The sequence below is a fragment of the Lysinibacillus sp. CD3-6 genome, assembly GCF_006351725.2.
Taxonomy (GTDB): Bacteria; Bacillota; Bacilli; order Bacillales_A; family Planococcaceae; genus Lysinibacillus.
On the sequence record NZ_CP085880.1, the window covers coordinates 24,211 to 42,666 of the forward strand.

The window sequence follows — 18,456 nt, forward strand, 5'->3', positions numbered from 1 at the left end:
AGCAACTTTTATGCTCTCGTATCGTCTACAAAGATGGCACGAGGGCATTTTTTTATGATACAGATTGCGCACGTAGGATGATATCTATGATAAAATGTCGAGGACAAGATTATTTTTTGGAGGGCAATGAAGGTGAAAAAATCAATGAACACCGTATTACGTTTGCTCCTAATTCCTGTTTTATTATTTAGTCTATTCGCGGGTATGCCTGCGAAAGCAAATGCAGAAACAGATTTAGGGCTTACAGTAGATGCTGCGATTCTAATCGACGCAGATTCAGGAAAAATTTTATATGAACAAAATGCAGATACTTCACTAGGTATCGCTAGTATGACGAAGATGATGACAGAGTACCTACTACTGGACGCAATCGATGCAGGTACGGTGAAATGGGATCAGGAATATCATGTTACAGATTATACGTATCGTATGTCTCAAAATCGTGCTTTAAGTAATGTACCATTACGAAGAGACGGATCATATACAATTCGTGAACTTTATGAGGCGATGGCTATCTATTCTGCTAATGCAGCGACAGTAGCTATTGCAGAAACAATTGCTGGTACTGAAACTGAGTTCTTAAAGCTTATGAACAAAAAGGCAGAAGAGCTTGGACTTGAAGGCTATAAGTTCGTTAATGCTACTGGTCTTAACAATGCAGATTTATTTGGTATGCATCCTGCAGGGACAGGTCCAGAAGATGAGAATGTAATGCCAGCTAAGTCTGTAGCAAAATTAGCGTATCATTTATTAAAAGATCATCCAAAAGTTTTAGAAACATCGAAGATTACAAAAAAGACATTCCGTGCAGGGACAGATGATGCAATTGAAATGTCAAACTGGAACTTTATGTTACCAGGACTAGTATTCCAATATGAAGGCGTAGACGGTCTAAAAACAGGTACTACAAACTTTGCAGGGCATTGCTTCACAGGTACTGCAGAACGCAATGGCACACGTTTAATCGCAGTTGTAATGAAAGCTGTAGATGCCAATGGACAAGGCTCGTATAAAGCACGTTTTGATGCTACAGCAAAATTATTTAACTACGGCTTTTCACAATTTACAAAGCATGAAGTAATCCCAGCGAACTATACGTTTAAAGATCAAAAGACAGTAAAAGTTACAAAAGGGAAAGAAGATAAAGTAGCGATCGCTGTGAAAGAACCAATTTCATTTATGGTGAAGTCTTCTGAAAAAGATTTATATCAACCTAAATTAATATTAGATAAAAAAAGCCTTGAAGCTAAAGTTAAAAAAGATACGGTTGTAGGGAAAGTCGTGATTGAGCGCACAGAAGGCACAGACTACGGCTTTATCGATGGCAAGGAATTTGCATCTGACGTCGTGACAACAGCATCTGTTGAACGCGCAAGTGGCTTTGCTCTATTCTTCCAAGGTATCGGTAACTTCTTCGGCAACTTATGGGGCGGTATTACTGACTTTGTTGGTGGCTTATTTTAATCGCTAAGTATAAAGAACGCGTTTATGTTTGAAAAAGCATAACGTGTTTTTTTTTCACATTTTTCAGCCTAAGCGCATACGCTAATAGGCGAAAGGATGTGGCTAAATGTGTGGTATTACAGGGTGGTCTAGCTTTAAAAAGGATTTACGTTCAAGTGATAAAATCATAAAGTCTATGGCGCAAGCTTTAAGTAAACGAGGCCCTGATGATGAAAATACTTGGTGTAACGAACATATCGCATTTGGCCATCGACGGTTAGCGGTTATTGATTTAGTAGGTGGCAAGCAACCGATGATGAAAAAACATGATGGCGTAAACTATGCCATTACATACAATGGCGAGCTGTATAATACAGAAGAATTACGTAAAGAGCTGCAAACAAGAGGGCATGTTTTTACAACACAATCAGATACGGAAGTATTAATAACTGCTTATATCGAGTGGAAAGAACAATGTGTGAACTATTTAAACGGCATATTCGCCTTTGGTGTGTGGGAGGAACAAACAGAATCGCTTTTCCTGTGCCGTGACCGTCTTGGAGTAAAGCCTCTATTTTATACGGAGCAGCAAGAGGGCTTACTTTTTGCATCAGAGGTCAAGGCGCTGTTTGCTCATCCAGCAGTACATCCACTCGTTAATACAGAAGGGCTTGCTACAATAATGGCTGTAGGGCCATCAAAAACGCCTGGGAAGTCGCTATTTCACAATATTAATGAATTGCGGCCAGGATACGCAATGAGGTATTCGAGAGATGGCATACGTATATGGCAATATTGGCAATTACAAAGCAAAAAACATGAAGAATCACTGGAAGAGACAATTGATCATGTACGGTATTTATTGACTGATGCTATCGAACGACAGCTTGTATCGGATGTACCGATATGCACATTTCTTTCGGGGGGCTTAGACTCCAGCATTATTACAGGTATTGCGGCAAATAGCTTCCAGCAACAAAATAAAGGTAAGCTTCATACGTACTCAATCGATTATGAGGATAACGAACGTTTCTTTAACCCTCACGCTTTTCAAACTTCAACTGACACGTATTGGATTAAAAAAATGAACGACTCCTTTGATACAACACATCATGCTGAACAAATTTCACAACAACAATTAATTGATTTGTTAATAGAAGCTGTCATTGTCAGAGATAGTCCTGGAATGGCGGACGTTGACTCCTCATTATTATGGTTTTGCAGAGAAATAAAAAAAGATTTTACGGTCGCTTTATCTGGGGAATGTGCAGATGAAATATTCGGTGGCTATCCATGGTTCAAAGAAAGAACTACAGGCTTTCCATGGATTCGATCACTTCCCGAAAGAACAGCTATGTTGCGAGAGGAATGGCGCAACAAGCTAGACGTAGAACATTATGCACAGCAAGTATATGATCAAACAATTGGCGAAGTTCCTTATCTAGAGGGGGAAAGTTCAGAGGCAGCACAGCATCGTAAAATGTTTTATTTAAACATGGTATGGTTTATGCAAACATTGCTAGAAAGAAAAGATCGGATGAGTATGGGTGCAAGTCTAGAGGTGCGCGTCCCATTTGCAGATCATCGGCTTGTAGAATATGCGTGGAATATTCCTTGGGAAATGAAAAATTTAGACGGTATGGAGAAAGGCTTACTTCGAAAGGCGATGTCGCATTTATTGCCAGAGGAAGTGTTATACCGCAAAAAGAATCCATATCCGAAAACGTATCATCCTGTTTATACAGCAGGTGTTCAAAAATGGTTAAAAGACATATTAAAAGATAAAAATTCAGTTCTTCATGAATTTTTTGACAGAGAAAAACTAGTGACGTTAATTGAGTCTGGAGGAAGTTCATTTAAAGTGCCTTGGTATGGACAATTAATGGCTGGTCCGCAACTGTTAGCTTATTTAGGGCAAATTCATACATGGTTTACGCATTATAATATTCAACTTAAAGAAAATGGATAAAAATAACCAACCATCTATATCACTTTAATCGTGATGTAGATGGTTGGTTGTGTTGTATTGCCCAGCAATTCATTAATTTTTCAACGGATGTTTCGATTTCCTGCACTGGTATTCCGCCAAAGCCAAGTAAAAATTGAGCTTGTGAGGTTGTATTTTCATCAAGGCGATAATCAGATAATGGATAGATCCCTATTCCAGCAGTATTAGCACTTTGCTGTAGTTGCTTCTCGGATAAGTCATGTTGGACATTGAGCAAAATGTGCATGCCTGCTTGCTCTCCTGTTATTTTAATTTGAGTAGAATAATGTTCTAAAATTGTAGTTAGCTTCTCATGCTTTTTTCTATATACTTTTCGCATTCGATTTAAATGCTTAGAAAAGTGACCGTCTCGCATAAAATTGGCTACAATATGCTGATCAAACCTAGGTACTGTGGATGAGTAATAATTAAAGACATCATTATAAGTCGCCAGCAGCTTTGGTGGAAGCACAAAATAAGCAACTCGCAAAGAGGGCATTAAAGATTTGGTAAAGGTACTCATATAGATGACCTTGTCATTGCGATCTAGTGCTTGAAGAGCAGGGATTGGTTTTCCAGTATAACGAAATTCAGAATCGTAATCATCCTCAATGATATATCTTGAGGTGCTTTGAGCCGCCCAATTTAATGCCTGTGCACGTCTTGTAGCAGATAATACAGCGCCAGTAGGGAATTGATGTGATGGCGTTATATAAACAACATTGGCATTTGTTTTTTCTAGTTCTTGAATAAGTATTCCTTCTTCGTCTACAGATATTGGGCAAACCTTTCGCTTGTGTTGCAAAAACATCCGATGCACTGTGGGATAGCCAGGGTTTTCGAGCGCAAAGCAAGTATCTTCACTGAAGAGACGTAGTATCATCGGAAGTAATTGTTCAGTACCAGAGCCAATAACAATTTGCTCAGGGCTACAAATAACACCACGTGATTGATATAAATAATTCGCAATCTCCGTACGTAAGGCTAATTCCCCCTGTGGCTCACCCGTCAATAATAATTCCTTCGAGGCATCATCAAATAGCTCTTTTGCATATTTTCGCCACGTTTGAAATGGGAAGGCATCAATATCAATGGAACCAGGGTTAAAATCAATCGTGTATGATTTTTTTCGAGGCTGCTCTGTTAGGAAGTTGGTTGTGTCTTGCTGAATATAGGGAAGTTCATCAATGTCCTCAACAAAATAGCCGACCCTTGATTTTGACATAATATACCCTTCTGCAAGTAACTGCGCATAGGCGATTTCAATAGTCGTTTGAGAAATATTTAAAAAATCGGCTAATTTCCGCTTTGAAGGTAATTTTTCTCCAACTGTAATCTTCTTAGTAATAATAGCTTCTTTAATCCCGCTGTAAAGCTGATCATATAGCGGTTTTCCACCATCTTTTTCAAGCTGAAATAAGAGCATATCCATGCGTAATTATTCTCCTGACCTTATAATTATTTTACAAACTGAATATTTTGATATGGTCAATTTCTATTATACTAAATTTTATCACAAAGGTGGAGGTAGAAAATAATGAAGCAAACAGGAACTGAATTAGTAAAGCGTGGGATGGCTGAAATGCAAAAGGGTGGCGTAATTATGGATGTCATAAATGCAGAACAGGCAAAAATTGCGGAAGCGTCAGGGGCTGTAGCTGTTATGGCGTTAGAGCGTGTACCTTCAGATATTCGAAAGGCAGGGGGTGTTGCACGCATGGCAGATCCTCGTATTGTGGAAGAGGTTATGGGAGCTGTTACTATTCCAGTAATGGCGAAGGCGCGTATTGGTCATATTGTTGAAGCGCGAGTTTTAGAAGCGATGGGCGTTGATTATATCGATGAGAGTGAGGTCCTAACGCCTGCGGATGAGGAGTATCATTTATTAAAGAGTGATTATACAGTACCATTCGTATGCGGCTGTCGTGATTTAGGGGAGGCAGCTCGTCGAATCGGTGAAGGTGCATCGATGCTACGAACGAAAGGTGAGCCAGGGACTGGTAACATTGTAGAGGCTGTACGCCATATTCGTAAGGTGAATGCGCAAGTGCGAAAAGTGGTCGGAATGACTGAGGATGAGTTAATGACAGAAGCAAAATTGCTCGGTGCTCCTTTTGAATTATTACGAGAAATTAAAAGACTTGGTCGCTTGCCAGTTGTAAACTTTGCTGCTGGTGGTGTAGCGACGCCAGCGGATGCAGCATTGATGATGGAATTAGGTGCTGATGGTGTATTTGTTGGGTCGGGTATTTTTAAATCAGAAAATCCAGAGAAATTTGCACGTGCCATTGTCGAAGCAACGACACATTATAAAGACTATCAATTGATTGCCGAAATTTCAAAAGAGCTTGGTGTACCGATGAAAGGCATTGATATTGCACAGCTAAGTCAAAATGAACGCATGCAAGAACGAGGCTGGTAACATGAAAAAAATCGGAGTGTTAGCATTACAGGGTGCTGTTCGAGAGCATGTTCAAATGATAGAAGCACTCGGGTGTCAAACGGTTTTAGTAAAGCACAAGGAGCACTTAGTAGGGCTCGATGGCCTTGTCTTACCAGGTGGCGAAAGTACGACGATGCGCAAGTTGCTAAATCGCTATGAGTTGCTGGAACCAATACGGACATTTGCGCAACAAGGATTACCTATGTTTGGCACTTGTGCAGGTCTTATTTTACTTGCTAAAGAGCTGGTCAATCATGAACCACATTTAGCTGTTATGGATGTTGTCGTTGCTCGAAATTCATTTGGACGTCAAGTAGATAGCTTTGAAGTGGCATTGGATGTGCCAGCTATCGGTGAAGCGATACGTGCTGTCTTTATTCGAGCACCGCATATTGTATCAGTCGGTGCAGGTGTGGAAGTATTAGCTGAGCATGAAGGAAAAATCGTGCTAGCACGTGATAGACATTATCTTGGATGTTCATTTCATCCTGAATTAACGACAGATTCGCGCATTCTCGAATATTTTGTGACGACTATGGTGTGACTTGCAAAATCTCGTATCATATAGTACAGTATGGATAAATTTAAATAAGTAAACACGATGATGGGAAGTAGTAACAAGCACGTTTTTTTTAGAGAGTCAGCGGGTGGTGGAAGCTGATAAAGGCACTTGTGAATCCGTCCTGGAGTTGCGCAGTCGAAGTAAATGAAGTAGGCTGTCGCCGGCTGAAATGCCGTTATGAGATAAGTGGACTAGGCAAAATGTCTGGTCAATTAGGGTGGCAACGCGGGTAGCTCTCGTCCCTTTCATGGGATGAGGGCTTTTTTGTGTTCTCTCATAAATAAAATGCCCATCATTATGAATTCTATTACTGGAGGTATGAACGATGTTAGATATTAAACGCGTCCGTGAAAACTTTGCGGAAATTAAAGAAATGCTATTAACACGTAACGAGGATTTAGGAAACTTAGACGATTTTGAAGCTTTAGATACAAAACGTCGCGAATTAATCGCAAAGGCAGAAGAGCTTAAAGCTGAACGAAATAAAGTGTCTGAGCAAATCTCTGTTATGAAACGCAATAAAGAAAATGCTGATGAAGTCATCGCACGTATGCGTCAAGTTGGTGATGAGATTAAAGAGTTAGATACACAGCTAAATGAAGTAGAAGATCGATTTAAAGATATGATGATGCGTTTACCAAACGTTCCACATGAGTCTGTGCCAGTTGGTACTACTGAAGACGATAATGTAGAGGAATATACGTGGGGTGAAGTGCCAACATTTGATTTCGATATTAAAGCACACTGGGATATCGCAACAGATTTACAAATTGTTGATTTTGAACGCGGTGCAAAAGTAACTGGAAGCCGTTTCTTATTCTATCGTGGCTTAGGTGCTCGTTTAGAACGTGCATTAATGAGCTTTATGATGGATTTACATGCAGAAGAGCATGGCTACGAGGAAATGTTACCACCTGTTATTGTGAATCGAGACAGCTTAACGGGTACAGGTCAGCTACCTAAGTTTGAGGAAGATGTATTTAAAGTAGACGATACAGACTACTTTATGATTCCAACAGCAGAAGTACCCGTTACGAATTTCTACCGCGATGAAATTTTGCCTATTGAAGCTTTACCACAGGGCTTTGCAGCATATAGTGCTTGCTTCCGCTCAGAAGCGGGCTCTGCAGGTCGCGATACACGTGGCTTAATTCGTCAGCACCAATTCAATAAAGTAGAATTAGTACGATTTGTTAAACCTGAAGAATCTTACGAGCAATTAGAGTTATTAACTGGTCACGCTGAAAAAGTACTGCAATTATTAGGCTTACCTTACCGTAAATTAAAAATGTGTACAGCCGATTTAGGTTTTACAGCTGCTAAAAAATATGATTTAGAAGTTTGGATTCCTGCACAAAATATGTACCGTGAAATTTCTTCTTGCTCAAACTTTGAGGATTTCCAAGCGCGCCGTGCGAATATCCGTTTCCGCCGTGAAGCAAATGCAAAACCAGAATACGTGCACACATTAAACGGCTCAGGTCTTGCGATTGGTCGAACAGTAGCCGCTATCCTTGAAAACTATCAGCAAGCGGATGGAAGCGTAGTAATCCCAGAAGTATTAGTTCCTTATATGGGCGGAAAAACAGTAATTGCACCAAAATAAAAGTCCATTGTGGTCGCAAATCTGTAATAACAAGCTACAACAGACAGAAATGCAATAATTCCACATAGAAAAATAAAGACAATACTATAAGCTATTTTAGTTAATCGTGTTTTAGATTTTCTAAAATAGCTTTTTTTTGCTTTATTAGCACTCGAATCTCTCATTATTTTAGAAAATTCGTTATAATGAGTATAATTCATGGGGACAAGGGGGGAGAAAATTCATGGTTCTACATCAATTTACACAAGCATTACGAGAGTTTGATAATGTTTTAATTACCGATGAAAAAGGCTGCGCCATTTTTTATGATTTAGCAGATTTAAATATATTGTTAGAGATTGGCTTAACACCAGATGAATTTTTCCAAAAAACCGTGACTGATAGCTATCAAAATTTATCTACTGAAACAAGTACAATTTTTAAAGTACTACAAACAGGGCAACCAATCATTTACTTTGAACAGGTTTTGACGACGTTAAATGGCTTTAGTTATACATCGCTAAGCTCAACCTATCCGATTATCGAAGAAGGAGCAATTATTGGCGCTATTGAGTTTTCAAAGCATTTTTATGAGAGTAAACAAATAAAATATTTAGATCATTTCCTCGGACATAAATTGTATCGAGATAACTATACAAATTACCGTTTAGAAGATTTAATTTCTGTTAATGCAGAAATGAAAGCTCAAACTGAGAAGGCACGTCGGGGGGCAAAGAAAAACTCTCCGATTCTGATTACAGGGGAAACTGGTACAGGAAAGGATATAATAGCGCAAGGCATTCATAATGAAAGCGAGCGTTTTACGAAGCCGTACATTGTACTCAATTGTTCGATATTGACAGAGGATAATATTTTTTCACAGCTTTATGGTGTTGATGCTGAAGGGAATCAAGGAAAACTGCAGGAGGCGAATGGGGGCACATTACTAATTGATCAGTTAAATATGCTGGACCTATCATTACAGGCGAAATTATTGCATGCAGTAGATTTGAAAATACTGCATGGGGAGCCGTTAGATATTAGGTATATTACAACGGTCAATGAAGATATAGATAAACTTTTAGCAGAAAAAAGATTACGTGAAGATTTGTTTTATCGGCTGAACGTTATGCAAATAGATTTGCCACCGCTTCATATGCGCAAAGAAGATATACCTGCGATTCTTGATTTTTATATTCAATTTTATAATGAGCATACAATTCAAAAGGATGTTCGTTATAGTGATGAAGTACTTCAATTATTTTATGAATATCATTGGCCAGGCAATGTGCGTGAATTAAAAAATGCGCTAGAAACAGCCTATAACAACTTAACAGGGCAAGAAATTTTACTAGAGCATATTCCAGAGCGCATTGTAAGAACGGTACAACAAAAAGCTCAACCGTCGATGCCTAATATTCACTCAGGGCATTTACGAGATTTAACAGAAGCTTATGAACGACTGATTATTGCGGAGAAATTGCGGGAAACGGAAGGGCGTTTAGCGGAAACAGCGCGCCGTTTAGGCATCTCACGTCAGTTACTAAAATATAAATGTTTAAAATACGAGTTGTTGTAAAATTTTTTTTACAAAAAGGAGATAAAAATTTATCTCCTTTTTTCATTGCTAAAAGTTTTTTATTATTTAGATAAATCTTATGTAAGTTTATTGATGTTTAAAGGAACAGTTTATTATAAACATGCTAGTTTTCACTACTTTGTATTTCCCGACACTATATGCCATTCCATCGGCTTTTGAGTAGGATTTGACATGTAATGAAAGCAAACGACCTAACGAAAACGACCTTGGTGTTGAAGAAATAGGAGTTGAAAAATAATGAAAATTTTTCGCAATGCAAAAATTTATACAGCGAATACCGACAGTCACTCTGCTACAGCAATGGTTGTTGCTGATGGCAAGATTCAATGGCTCGGTTTAGAAGAAGATATGCCTTTATATGAGGGCGAAATTGTTGATCTACAGGGAAAAGTAATTATTCCAGGTATTATCGACGCGCATATGCATCCAATAATGTTAGCAGATGTACTAGAGCAAGTGGCTTGTCTACCACCTCAAATTCTTTCTATTGAAGAAATGATTGTAGCTTTGCAAAAATACGACGCTAGTCAACGTGGCTGGATTTTAGGATGGGGCTACGATGAAGGGAAGCTTGCTGAAAAACGTGCACCACTAAAAGAAGATTTAGATCGTGCATCGACAGCCTTACCTGTTATCGTCATGCGTACGTGCGGACATATTATTTCTGTTAATAGTAAAGCACTAGAAATTGCGGGCATTACAAAGGATACTCCAAATCCGCAAGGGGGACAAATTGACCGAGATCAAAATGGAGAGCCGACAGGTGTGCTGCGTGAAAATGCGCGCAATTTAGTGCTACAACATTTACCGTCACCTTCTGAGGATGAAATTGTGGCAAGACTCGTAAAGCTTTCTCATATTTTAGCTTCCTATGGCGTAACAAGTATTACAGAAATGATGGCAACGGTAAGTCCTCTTGATTATTTAACTTTATATCGTAAGGCACGTAGTAAAGGTTTGAAGCAACGTGTCGCGGTTAATTATGTATGGGATGATATACAAAAGCATGACTTATTAGTAGAAGATAATTTAGATCCCCAAGCGGGTGCATATATAGGTGGAATTAAGTTATTTTCGGATGGTAGTGTATCGGGACGTACAGCGCTTGTTTCTGAGCCATTTTTAAACAGTACTGAAACAGGTATTGCTATGACGACAAAAGAGGAACTTTTAGCAGCGTCTACTGTAGCAAGGAAGTATGGTATTCAATTAGTCGTTCATGCAATGGGTGACAAAGCAATAGACTTAATCGTTGATACTTTTTATGAAGAAGAAGCATGGTTAACAGATGCACCATCTGTTCGTATTGAGCATGCAGCGATGCCATCAGAAAGCGCTTTGAAAAAGGCGGCTGAATGGGGTATTGGCTTTGTGCCACAACCAATCTTCCTATTTTGTGAAATTGAAAGCTACCTACAAAATCTCGGCCTAGAGAAAACGCAAACATTATATGGGGTGCAAACATTTTTACAGCAAGGTATTGCAACTGCTTTATCATCAGACGCCCCAGCGACATCTTGGGCTGAGGCATCTAATCCATTCGTAACGATTCAGGCAGCTGTTACACGTACTGCATATGATGGAACAGATTTAGGCGCCGCAGAGCGCATTTCAGTAGAAGAAGCATTGCAGCTTTATACTGCGGATGCGAAAAAGATGATACGTATGGAAAATGTCGGTCAGTTGAAAGAGGGATATGAAGCGAACTTCGTTATATTAGCAGAAGACCTTCGCGAAATATCACAAGACCAAATTATAAATGTGAAGCCACTTGCAACGTATATTGAAGGTGAGTGTGTTTTTAAACAGTAATTTTTAAGCTTAATTATATTTTGTTATGAAGATGTTGTCGCTGCTACGACACATTTCATATATATCGCCATCCCCATAATCATAGAAAAGAAAAAGGTACCTCACAATTTGGAGGTACCTTTTTCATATGAGAGCAAAGAAAATTTAAGCTACAGTGATTTATAAGATTCTGTGCCTTCCGCCATTTTACGCGCCTTTTTCTCCGCCTTTTTTCGTTCACGCAATGCACGGAAAAAATCCGTTAAAATTTGGCCACAATCTTCCGCCATAATGCCCTCTGTAACTTCACATTCATGGTTAAAGCGAGCATCATTTAATAAGTGATAGAGTGAATCAACACAACCTGCTTTCATATCTCGCGCACCATAGACGACACGTGGTACTCGTGATTGCAAAATGGCCCCAGCACACATAGGGCAAGGTTCCAGCGTTACATAAAGCGTTGTTTGTTCAAGACGCCAACTACCTATTTTTTTACATGCCTCCTGAATAACCATTAATTCAGCATGCGTTGTTGCATTTTGGGTTGTTTCACGTAGATTATGCGCTCGCGCAATGACTTCCCCTTCGTATACAAGAACGGCTCCTATTGGCACCTCGCCAAGCAAGGCAGCTTTTTTCGCTTCTTCTAAAGCTTGGCCCATAAACATACGGTCTGTTTTAAAAATGTCCACTAGTATCTCTCCTTATAAATAGTGTATCACGCGGGTGGAGTTTTGTGCTTTGCTTTGAATTGACATTCCTAAAATAACCATATATATTTATATATGAACACATGATCATATATAAATAAACATTGGGGGAATGGAAAATGGATGAACAAGTTAAACAAGTAGAAGTAGAGAGTGGCAAGGGACAGCACTTAGACGAAGAAACGCTATTTGTTGTATCTCAAACGTTCAAAGCACTGAGTGATCCGACAAGAATACGGATTTTAAATTTATTATGCTCTGATGAGCACTCTGTTAACGACATTGCTGAAATATTAAACTTAAGTCAATCAACAGTATCCCATCAATTACGATTTTTAAAAAATTTAAGATTAGTTAAATTTAGGAGAGAAGGAACAAGCTTATATTATTCAAAAGATGATGATCACATCATGAATTTATTAAAGCAAGCAATAGAACACGCTACACACAATTAAACGTTTAGGATGAATAAATTTTTGGAGGGGAAAATGATGGGGCATCATCTCGATCACGGCCATGATCATACACATGGCGCAAATAAAAAGGTACTTTTACTATCCTTTATAATCATTACGAGCTACATGGTTGTTGAAGCGGTTGGCGGGGTTTTAACAAATAGTTTGGCGCTTTTATCAGATGCTGGACATATGTTAAGTGATTCGATTTCATTAGCAATTGCACTACTTGCTTTTATGTTTGGAGAAAAGGCAGCTAGTTTAAGTAAAACTTATGGCTATAAAAGGTTTGAAATATTAGCTGCTGTATTAAACGGTGTGACATTAATATTAATAGCACTATTTATTTTCTATGAAGCAATTGAGCGTTTTGCAAATCCTCCAGAAGTGGCAACGTCAGGAATGCTCATTATTAGTGTTATTGGCCTTTTAGTAAATATTTTAGTTGCTTGGATTATGATGCGTGGTGGCGATACACAAGACAATTTGAATATGCGCGGTGCATTTTTACATGTTCTTAGCGATATGCTTGGCTCTGTAGGCGCCATCATTGCTGCATTAGTTATTATGTTTTTCGGCTGGGGTTGGGCAGATCCACTTGCAAGTGTCATTGTCGCAGTGTTAGTACTACGTAGTGGATATTTTGTCACAAAGGCGTCTATCCATGTTCTTATGGAAGGAACACCGTCAAATGTAGATGCACAGGAAATTATTCAAATAATCGAGCAAACTGAAGGTGTGCAAAGTATTCATGACCTTCATATTTGGACGATTACAAGTGGTACAAATGCTCTTTCGTGTCATGCAGTAGTCGATAGTAAGCTCAGTATTGGAGATAGCGAGCATATATTACGTGAAATTGAACATAATCTTGAACATAAGGGCATAAAGCATGTAACGATTCAACTGGAAACAGTGGGGAATCTTCATGATGCATCAATTTTATGTAATATTAAAAGTGAGCAAGCCCATCAGCACAATCATGATTAAAAAGTTAGAAAAAAATAAATTGCCTACTTTACATACCCTTCGTGGGTATAGTATGATAATAATCAAATAGGAGGTGAAGTAGTTGGAGGACACAGTGAAAGATGATGCTTGTCAAACAGAAGAAACTGCGTCATGTCGTAAAAGTCACCACCCTGAGCGCGTAAAAAAGGATTTAACGACTCGTTTAAATCGAATCGAAGGTCAAATCCGAGGCATTAAGGGAATGATTGAAAAGGACGTTTACTGTGATGATGTAATTACGCAGTTGTCTGCCACGCAATCCGCTTTAAATAGCGTAGCGAAAATTTTATTAGAAGGTCATTTAAAAGGCTGTGTCGTTGATCGTCTCTCTGAGGGCGATGAAGCGGTCCTAGATGAATTAGTAGTGACCATTCAGAAATTAATGAAAAAATAATGATTTTTTAGGGTATATACTCTTATATAACATTTTAAACTTAAAGGAGAGATTTTTATGCAAAATGTAACTTTAAATGTACAAGGAATGTCATGTGGACATTGTGTTAATTCAGTGGAGAAAAGTGTCGGTGCACTCGCTGGTGTAGAACAAGTAAAAGTAAATTTAGCTGATGGTTTGGTAGATGTAGCGTTTGACGATGCACAAGTCTCACTTGCGCAAATTAAAGAAACGATTGACGATCAAGGTTATGAGGTAGAATAAGATAAGTAGGGTGCTCAAAAAGCACTCTATTATTTTCAAATCTATATACCCCCTGTCGGTATGATAGAAGGAGGAAAGGTAATGAGTTCTGAGTTCAAGGAAACGAATTTACAAATTACTGGTATGACTTGTGCAGCCTGTGCAACTCGAATAGAAAAAGGGTTAAACAAAATGGAGGGTGTCGAGCAAGCAACTGTAAACTTAGCGCTTGAAAAATCCTCGATAAAATATGATCCAGCAAAATTGAATGAGGCAGATTTTGAAAAAAAGATTGAAGCATTAGGATATGGCGTGGTGAAACAAAAAACGGAACTAGATATTACTGGTATGACGTGCGCTGCCTGTGCGACACGCATAGAAAAAGGGTTAAATAAACTGTCAGGCGTATCAACAGCTTCTGTTAACTTGGCTCTTGAAAACGCAACAATTGAATTTAATCCAACAGAAGTTTCTGTATCGGACATAATCGGAAAGGTAGAGAAATTAGGTTATGGAGCTCACCAAAAAGCGGATGAGCAAGCAACCGAAGATTATCGAGAAAAGGCTATAAAACAACAGCAACAAAAACTCATTTTGTCTGCTATTCTTTCGCTACCACTATTGTGGACGATGGTTGGCCATTTTTCTTTTACCTCATTTTTATATGTCCCTGATTTTTTAATGAATCCATGGGTGCAATTAGTGTTAGCTACACCAGTTCAATTTATTATAGGGAGACAATTTTACGTAGGAGCATATAAAGCACTTCGAAATGGCAGTGCCAATATGGATGTTCTTGTCGTTATGGGGACCTCTGCGGCGTATTTCTACAGTGTTTATCAAGCAATTGTCACAATCAATTCGCACCACGGCCCACATCTCTATTTTGAAACGAGTGCCGTTTTAATTACGTTAATATTATTAGGTAAATTATTCGAGGCAAAAGCTAAAGGTCGCTCATCGGAGGCTATTAAAAAGCTAATGGGCCTTCAAGCTAAAACCGCTATCGTTGTGCGTGACGGCGTAGAAAAAGAAGTACCGTTAGAGGAAGTTGTAATAGGTGATATTTTATTAGTGAAACCAGGTGAGAAAATTCCAGTTGATGGTGCCGTATTAGAGGGCACAACGGCTGTTGACGAATCCATGCTAACGGGGGAAAGTCTTCCAGTAGATAAAAAGCAAGGTGATGTATTATACGGTTCAACAATTAATAAAAATGGTTTTGTGAAAATGTCGGCTACAAAAGTTGGTCGTGATACAGCATTAGCACAAATAATCAAAGTCGTTGAAGATGCACAGGGCTCAAAAGCACCTATTCAACGTCTAGCAGACCAAATTTCTGGCATATTTGTACCAATCGTTGTTGGTATTGCTATTGTGACATTCCTTATTTGGATCATATGGGTAAAACCAGGGGAATTTACACCAGCACTTGAAGTTTTAATTGCCGTTCTTGTCATTGCTTGTCCATGTGCACTAGGATTAGCGACCCCAACTTCTATTATGGCAGGTTCTGGTCGAGCTGCTGAATTTGGTATTTTATTTAAAGGTGGCGAACATTTAGAACAAACGCAACGCATTGATACCGTTGTTGTCGATAAAACAGGGACGGTTACACACGGAAAACCAGTGTTAACGGATGTCGTACTGGGTGCCAATCAAGAGGAGACACATGTTCTTTCATTAATTGGTGCAGCGGAGAAACAATCGGAGCATCCGTTAGCACAAGCAATTGTTCAAGGAATTGAGGATAAAGGTATCGAGCTTGGCAATGTTCAATTTTTTGAGGCAATACCTGGTTATGGTGTGCAAGCAACTGTTTCTGGTCAAGGTGTTGTCATTGGAACACGTAAATTAATGCAACAATACGATATTGATATTGAAAATATATTGCCAACGATGGAGCAATTCGAAGAGAGTGGTAAAACGGCAATGTTGGCTGCTATTAATGGTCAATTCGCTGGTCTCGTTGCTGTAGCAGATACAGTAAAAGATACTTCCAAAGAAGCAATTCATCGTTTGCAGGCAATGGGCATTACAGTCATTATGATGACAGGCGATAACGAACGCACTGCACAGGCAATTGGAGATGAAGTTGGTGTTAATGACGTTATCGCGGAAGTACTTCCAGAAGGAAAAGCAGATGAAGTGAAAAAACTTCAAGCAGCAGGCAAAAACGTTGCGATGGTAGGAGATGGCATAAATGATGCACCTGCATTAGCAACAGCAAATATTGGGATGGCCATTGGTACAGGTACAGATGTCGCAATGGAAGCCGCTGATATTACGTTAATTCGTGGAGATTTAAATAGCATTGCGGAAGCAATTATTATGAGTCGTAAAACAATGCGCAATATTAAACAAAATCTATTTTGGGCATTTGCTTATAATACATTAGGTATTCCTATTGCAGCAATGGGTCTACTTGCACCATGGGTAGCAGGCGCAGCGATGGCATTCAGCTCCGTATCTGTTGTCTTAAATGCCCTACGTCTACAACGAGTGAAATTATAGTGACAGGCACTCAAACAATTCTCAAACAATTTCTAAACTAAAAGTGGGAATTACGAAGAGGTAGTTTATTGATAGTTTGTTTGAGGAAAGCGTCAACCGTAGCAGAAATCAATCGCAATATTTGGACCCACTACGGTGGGTCTTTTTTTATTGGCGTATCTATCAAGAATGCTGGACTAAAAATGTTAAAAATTGAGATTCATGTTGATTCTGTTTTTCATTTTCTCACTATGATACAATGAAAAGCACTGATTCATTTTTAGTTTTAAACAATACAGCCTTAAAATAAGGACATAATTGACTCATAGAATTCTAAACATAAAGGAGGAACTTCTGGTGACAGTTCCATTTGTTGCGGTAGAAGGTCCGATTGGTGTAGGCAAAACTTCTTTGGCAAAAGAGGTATCAGCGACATTTAATTACCATCTATTAAAAGAAATAGTAGACGAGAATCCGTTTTTAAATAAGTTTTATGAAGATATTGAGGAATGGAGTTTCCAAACCGAAATGTTCTTCCTATGTAATCGCTATAAGCAATTAACAGATATCAAAAAAATGCGGTTGGCACAAAAAAACTCTGTTGTATCGGACTATCATATTTTTAAAAATTTAATTTTCGCGAAACGTACGTTGGCACCTGCCGAGTATGATAAGTATGAAGAAATCTATCAGATTTTAACGAAGGATATGCCTGTGCCAAATGTAGTCGTTTATTTACATGCCAGTGTAGATACATTAATGCAACGCATTGCTAAACGAGGGCGTGAATTTGAGAAAATGATTTCTCGTGAATACATGGAGCAACTGGTAGCAGATTATCATACCTTTACTGAACATTTTGAGAAGTTGCATCCTGAAATTCCTGTTATACGATTTAACGGAGATCAGCTTGATTTTGTAAAAAACCCGCAAGATTTACAATATGTTTTAAAAACAATTGAAGAAACGTTACAACAAAGGAGCTTGCAATAATGAATTTGAGAGAGAAATATGATATTCCCCCACAAACTGTCATTACAATTGCTGGGACTGTAGGTGTAGGAAAGTCAACGATGACAAGGGCGCTAGCAGAAGCGTTAAAGTTCCGTACATCATTTGAAAAAGTAGACACCAATCCGTATTTAGATAAATTTTATGATGACTTTGAAAAATGGAGCTTCCACTTACAAGTGTATTTCTTAGCTGAACGTTTTAAAGAGCAAAAACGTATTTTTGAATATGGTGGTGGCTTTGTTCAAGATCGCTCTATTTATGAAGATACAGGGATTTTTGCAAAAATGCACTTTGATAAAGGGACAATGAGTCCGATAGATTACGAGACATATCGTAATTTATTTGATGCCATGGTAATGACCCCTTATTTCCCACACCCAGACTTAGTCGTTTATTTAGAGGGGCCGATCGATGACGTCATTGGCCGTATCCAAGAGCGCGGTCGTGAGATGGAGCAGCAAACACCAAATGATTATTGGATTGAAATGCATGAGCGCTACGAAGATTGGATTAATAATTTTAATTCATGTCCAGTACTACGTTTAGATATTAATGATTATGATTTAATGAAAAATCCAGACGCAATTGAATCAATTGTGAGCCGTATCAGTCATATGCTAAAACAAACAAGTCATTTACGTAAATAGGAGAAGCCCTATGCAATCGTAAAGACTATAAAGTAAAGGAAATCCATGCGTTCTGGCCGAAAGCGAAGCGGCAGG

16 protein-coding genes and 1 other annotated feature are annotated in these 18,456 nt (G+C 38.7%); of the genes, 14 read left to right on the top strand and 2 right to left on the bottom strand.

What is annotated here, in order from left to right:
* Positions 1 to 126 precede the first annotated feature (126 nt).
* Together FH508_RS00090 and asnB are read left to right on the top strand one after the other, a co-directional pair.
* Positions 127 to 1,464, top strand: a complete 1,338-nt coding sequence (locus FH508_RS00090) for a D-alanyl-D-alanine carboxypeptidase family protein (protein WP_228134215.1) — start codon at positions 127 to 129, stop codon at positions 1,462 to 1,464.
* A gap of 106 nt (positions 1,465 to 1,570) precedes the next feature.
* Positions 1,571 to 3,412: an asparagine synthase (glutamine-hydrolyzing) gene (asnB, locus tag FH508_RS00095; protein WP_228134216.1), complete on the top strand. Its 1,842-nt coding sequence runs from the start codon at positions 1,571 to 1,573 to the stop codon at positions 3,410 to 3,412.
* Between the two features lie 19 nt (positions 3,413 to 3,431).
* Here the strand turns inward: asnB and FH508_RS00100 are convergent, their stop codons facing one another.
* A complete protein-coding gene (locus tag FH508_RS00100) occupies positions 3,432 to 4,862 on the bottom strand; it encodes a MocR-like pyridoxine biosynthesis transcription factor PdxR (RefSeq protein ID WP_228134217.1) in 1,431 nt (476 codons plus the stop codon).
* A 105-nt stretch (positions 4,863 to 4,967) separates the two neighbouring features.
* Between FH508_RS00100 and pdxS the strand changes: the two genes are divergently transcribed.
* The 5 genes from pdxS (at position 4,968) to FH508_RS00125 (ending at position 11,432) form a co-directional block, all read left to right on the top strand.
* On the top strand, positions 4,968 to 5,852 hold the full coding sequence (gene pdxS / locus FH508_RS00105; RefSeq protein ID WP_139860494.1) for a pyridoxal 5'-phosphate synthase lyase subunit PdxS: 885 nt from the start codon (positions 4,968 to 4,970) through the stop codon (positions 5,850 to 5,852).
* 1 nt (position 5,853) lies between these two features.
* Entirely contained in the window at positions 5,854 to 6,417 is a 564-nt protein-coding gene (gene pdxT, locus FH508_RS00110; protein WP_228134218.1) for a pyridoxal 5'-phosphate synthase glutaminase subunit PdxT, read from the top strand.
* A gap of 48 nt (positions 6,418 to 6,465) precedes the next feature.
* Positions 6,466 to 6,682: a binding site (T-box leader), on the top strand.
* A 78-nt stretch (positions 6,683 to 6,760) separates the two neighbouring features.
* The gene (gene serS / locus FH508_RS00115; protein WP_228134219.1) at positions 6,761 to 8,041 is read left to right on the top strand and encodes a serine--tRNA ligase; all 1,281 of its coding nucleotides are present in this window, start codon (positions 6,761 to 6,763) and stop codon (positions 8,039 to 8,041) included.
* 223 nt (positions 8,042 to 8,264) lie between these two features.
* Positions 8,265 to 9,599, top strand: a complete 1,335-nt coding sequence (locus FH508_RS00120) for a sigma 54-interacting transcriptional regulator (RefSeq protein WP_228134220.1) — start codon at positions 8,265 to 8,267, stop codon at positions 9,597 to 9,599.
* A gap of 258 nt (positions 9,600 to 9,857) precedes the next feature.
* A complete protein-coding gene (locus FH508_RS00125) occupies positions 9,858 to 11,432 on the top strand; it encodes an amidohydrolase (RefSeq protein ID WP_228134221.1) in 1,575 nt (524 codons plus the stop codon).
* Positions 11,433 to 11,581: 149 nt separating this feature from the next.
* On the opposite strand, the gene tadA is transcribed toward FH508_RS00125, so the two are convergent.
* The gene (gene tadA / locus FH508_RS00130; protein ID WP_228134222.1) at positions 11,582 to 12,106 is read right to left on the bottom strand and encodes a tRNA adenosine(34) deaminase TadA; all 525 of its coding nucleotides are present in this window, start codon (positions 12,104 to 12,106) and stop codon (positions 11,582 to 11,584) included.
* 137 nt (positions 12,107 to 12,243) lie between these two features.
* Here tadA and FH508_RS00135 point away from each other — a divergent pair, with 137 nt between their 5' ends.
* The 7 genes from FH508_RS00135 (at position 12,244) to FH508_RS00165 (ending at position 18,381) form a co-directional block, all read left to right on the top strand.
* The gene (locus FH508_RS00135) at positions 12,244 to 12,579 is read left to right on the top strand and encodes an ArsR/SmtB family transcription factor (protein ID WP_228134223.1); all 336 of its coding nucleotides are present in this window, start codon (positions 12,244 to 12,246) and stop codon (positions 12,577 to 12,579) included.
* Positions 12,580 to 12,615: 36 nt separating this feature from the next.
* Positions 12,616 to 13,569 (top strand): cation diffusion facilitator family transporter, encoded by a 954-nt coding sequence (locus tag FH508_RS00140; RefSeq protein ID WP_228134493.1) that lies wholly within the window; start codon positions 12,616 to 12,618, stop codon positions 13,567 to 13,569.
* Between the two features lie 82 nt (positions 13,570 to 13,651).
* Positions 13,652 to 13,984 (top strand): metal-sensitive transcriptional regulator, encoded by a 333-nt coding sequence (locus FH508_RS00145; protein WP_228134224.1) that lies wholly within the window; start codon positions 13,652 to 13,654, stop codon positions 13,982 to 13,984.
* A gap of 57 nt (positions 13,985 to 14,041) precedes the next feature.
* Positions 14,042 to 14,248 (top strand): copper chaperone CopZ, encoded by a 207-nt coding sequence (copZ, locus tag FH508_RS00150; protein ID WP_228134225.1) that lies wholly within the window; start codon positions 14,042 to 14,044, stop codon positions 14,246 to 14,248.
* Between the two features lie 81 nt (positions 14,249 to 14,329).
* Positions 14,330 to 16,741, top strand: a complete 2,412-nt coding sequence (locus tag FH508_RS00155) for a heavy metal translocating P-type ATPase (RefSeq protein ID WP_228134226.1) — start codon at positions 14,330 to 14,332, stop codon at positions 16,739 to 16,741.
* Between the two features lie 336 nt (positions 16,742 to 17,077).
* On the top strand, positions 17,078 to 17,713 hold the full coding sequence (locus FH508_RS00160) for a deoxynucleoside kinase (RefSeq protein WP_305068704.1): 636 nt from the start codon (positions 17,078 to 17,080) through the stop codon (positions 17,711 to 17,713).
* Entirely contained in the window at positions 17,713 to 18,381 is a 669-nt protein-coding gene (locus FH508_RS00165) for a deoxynucleoside kinase (RefSeq protein ID WP_228134227.1), read from the top strand. Before FH508_RS00160 ends, FH508_RS00165 begins: the two co-directional genes overlap by 1 nt.
* Positions 18,382 to 18,456 lie beyond the last annotated feature (75 nt).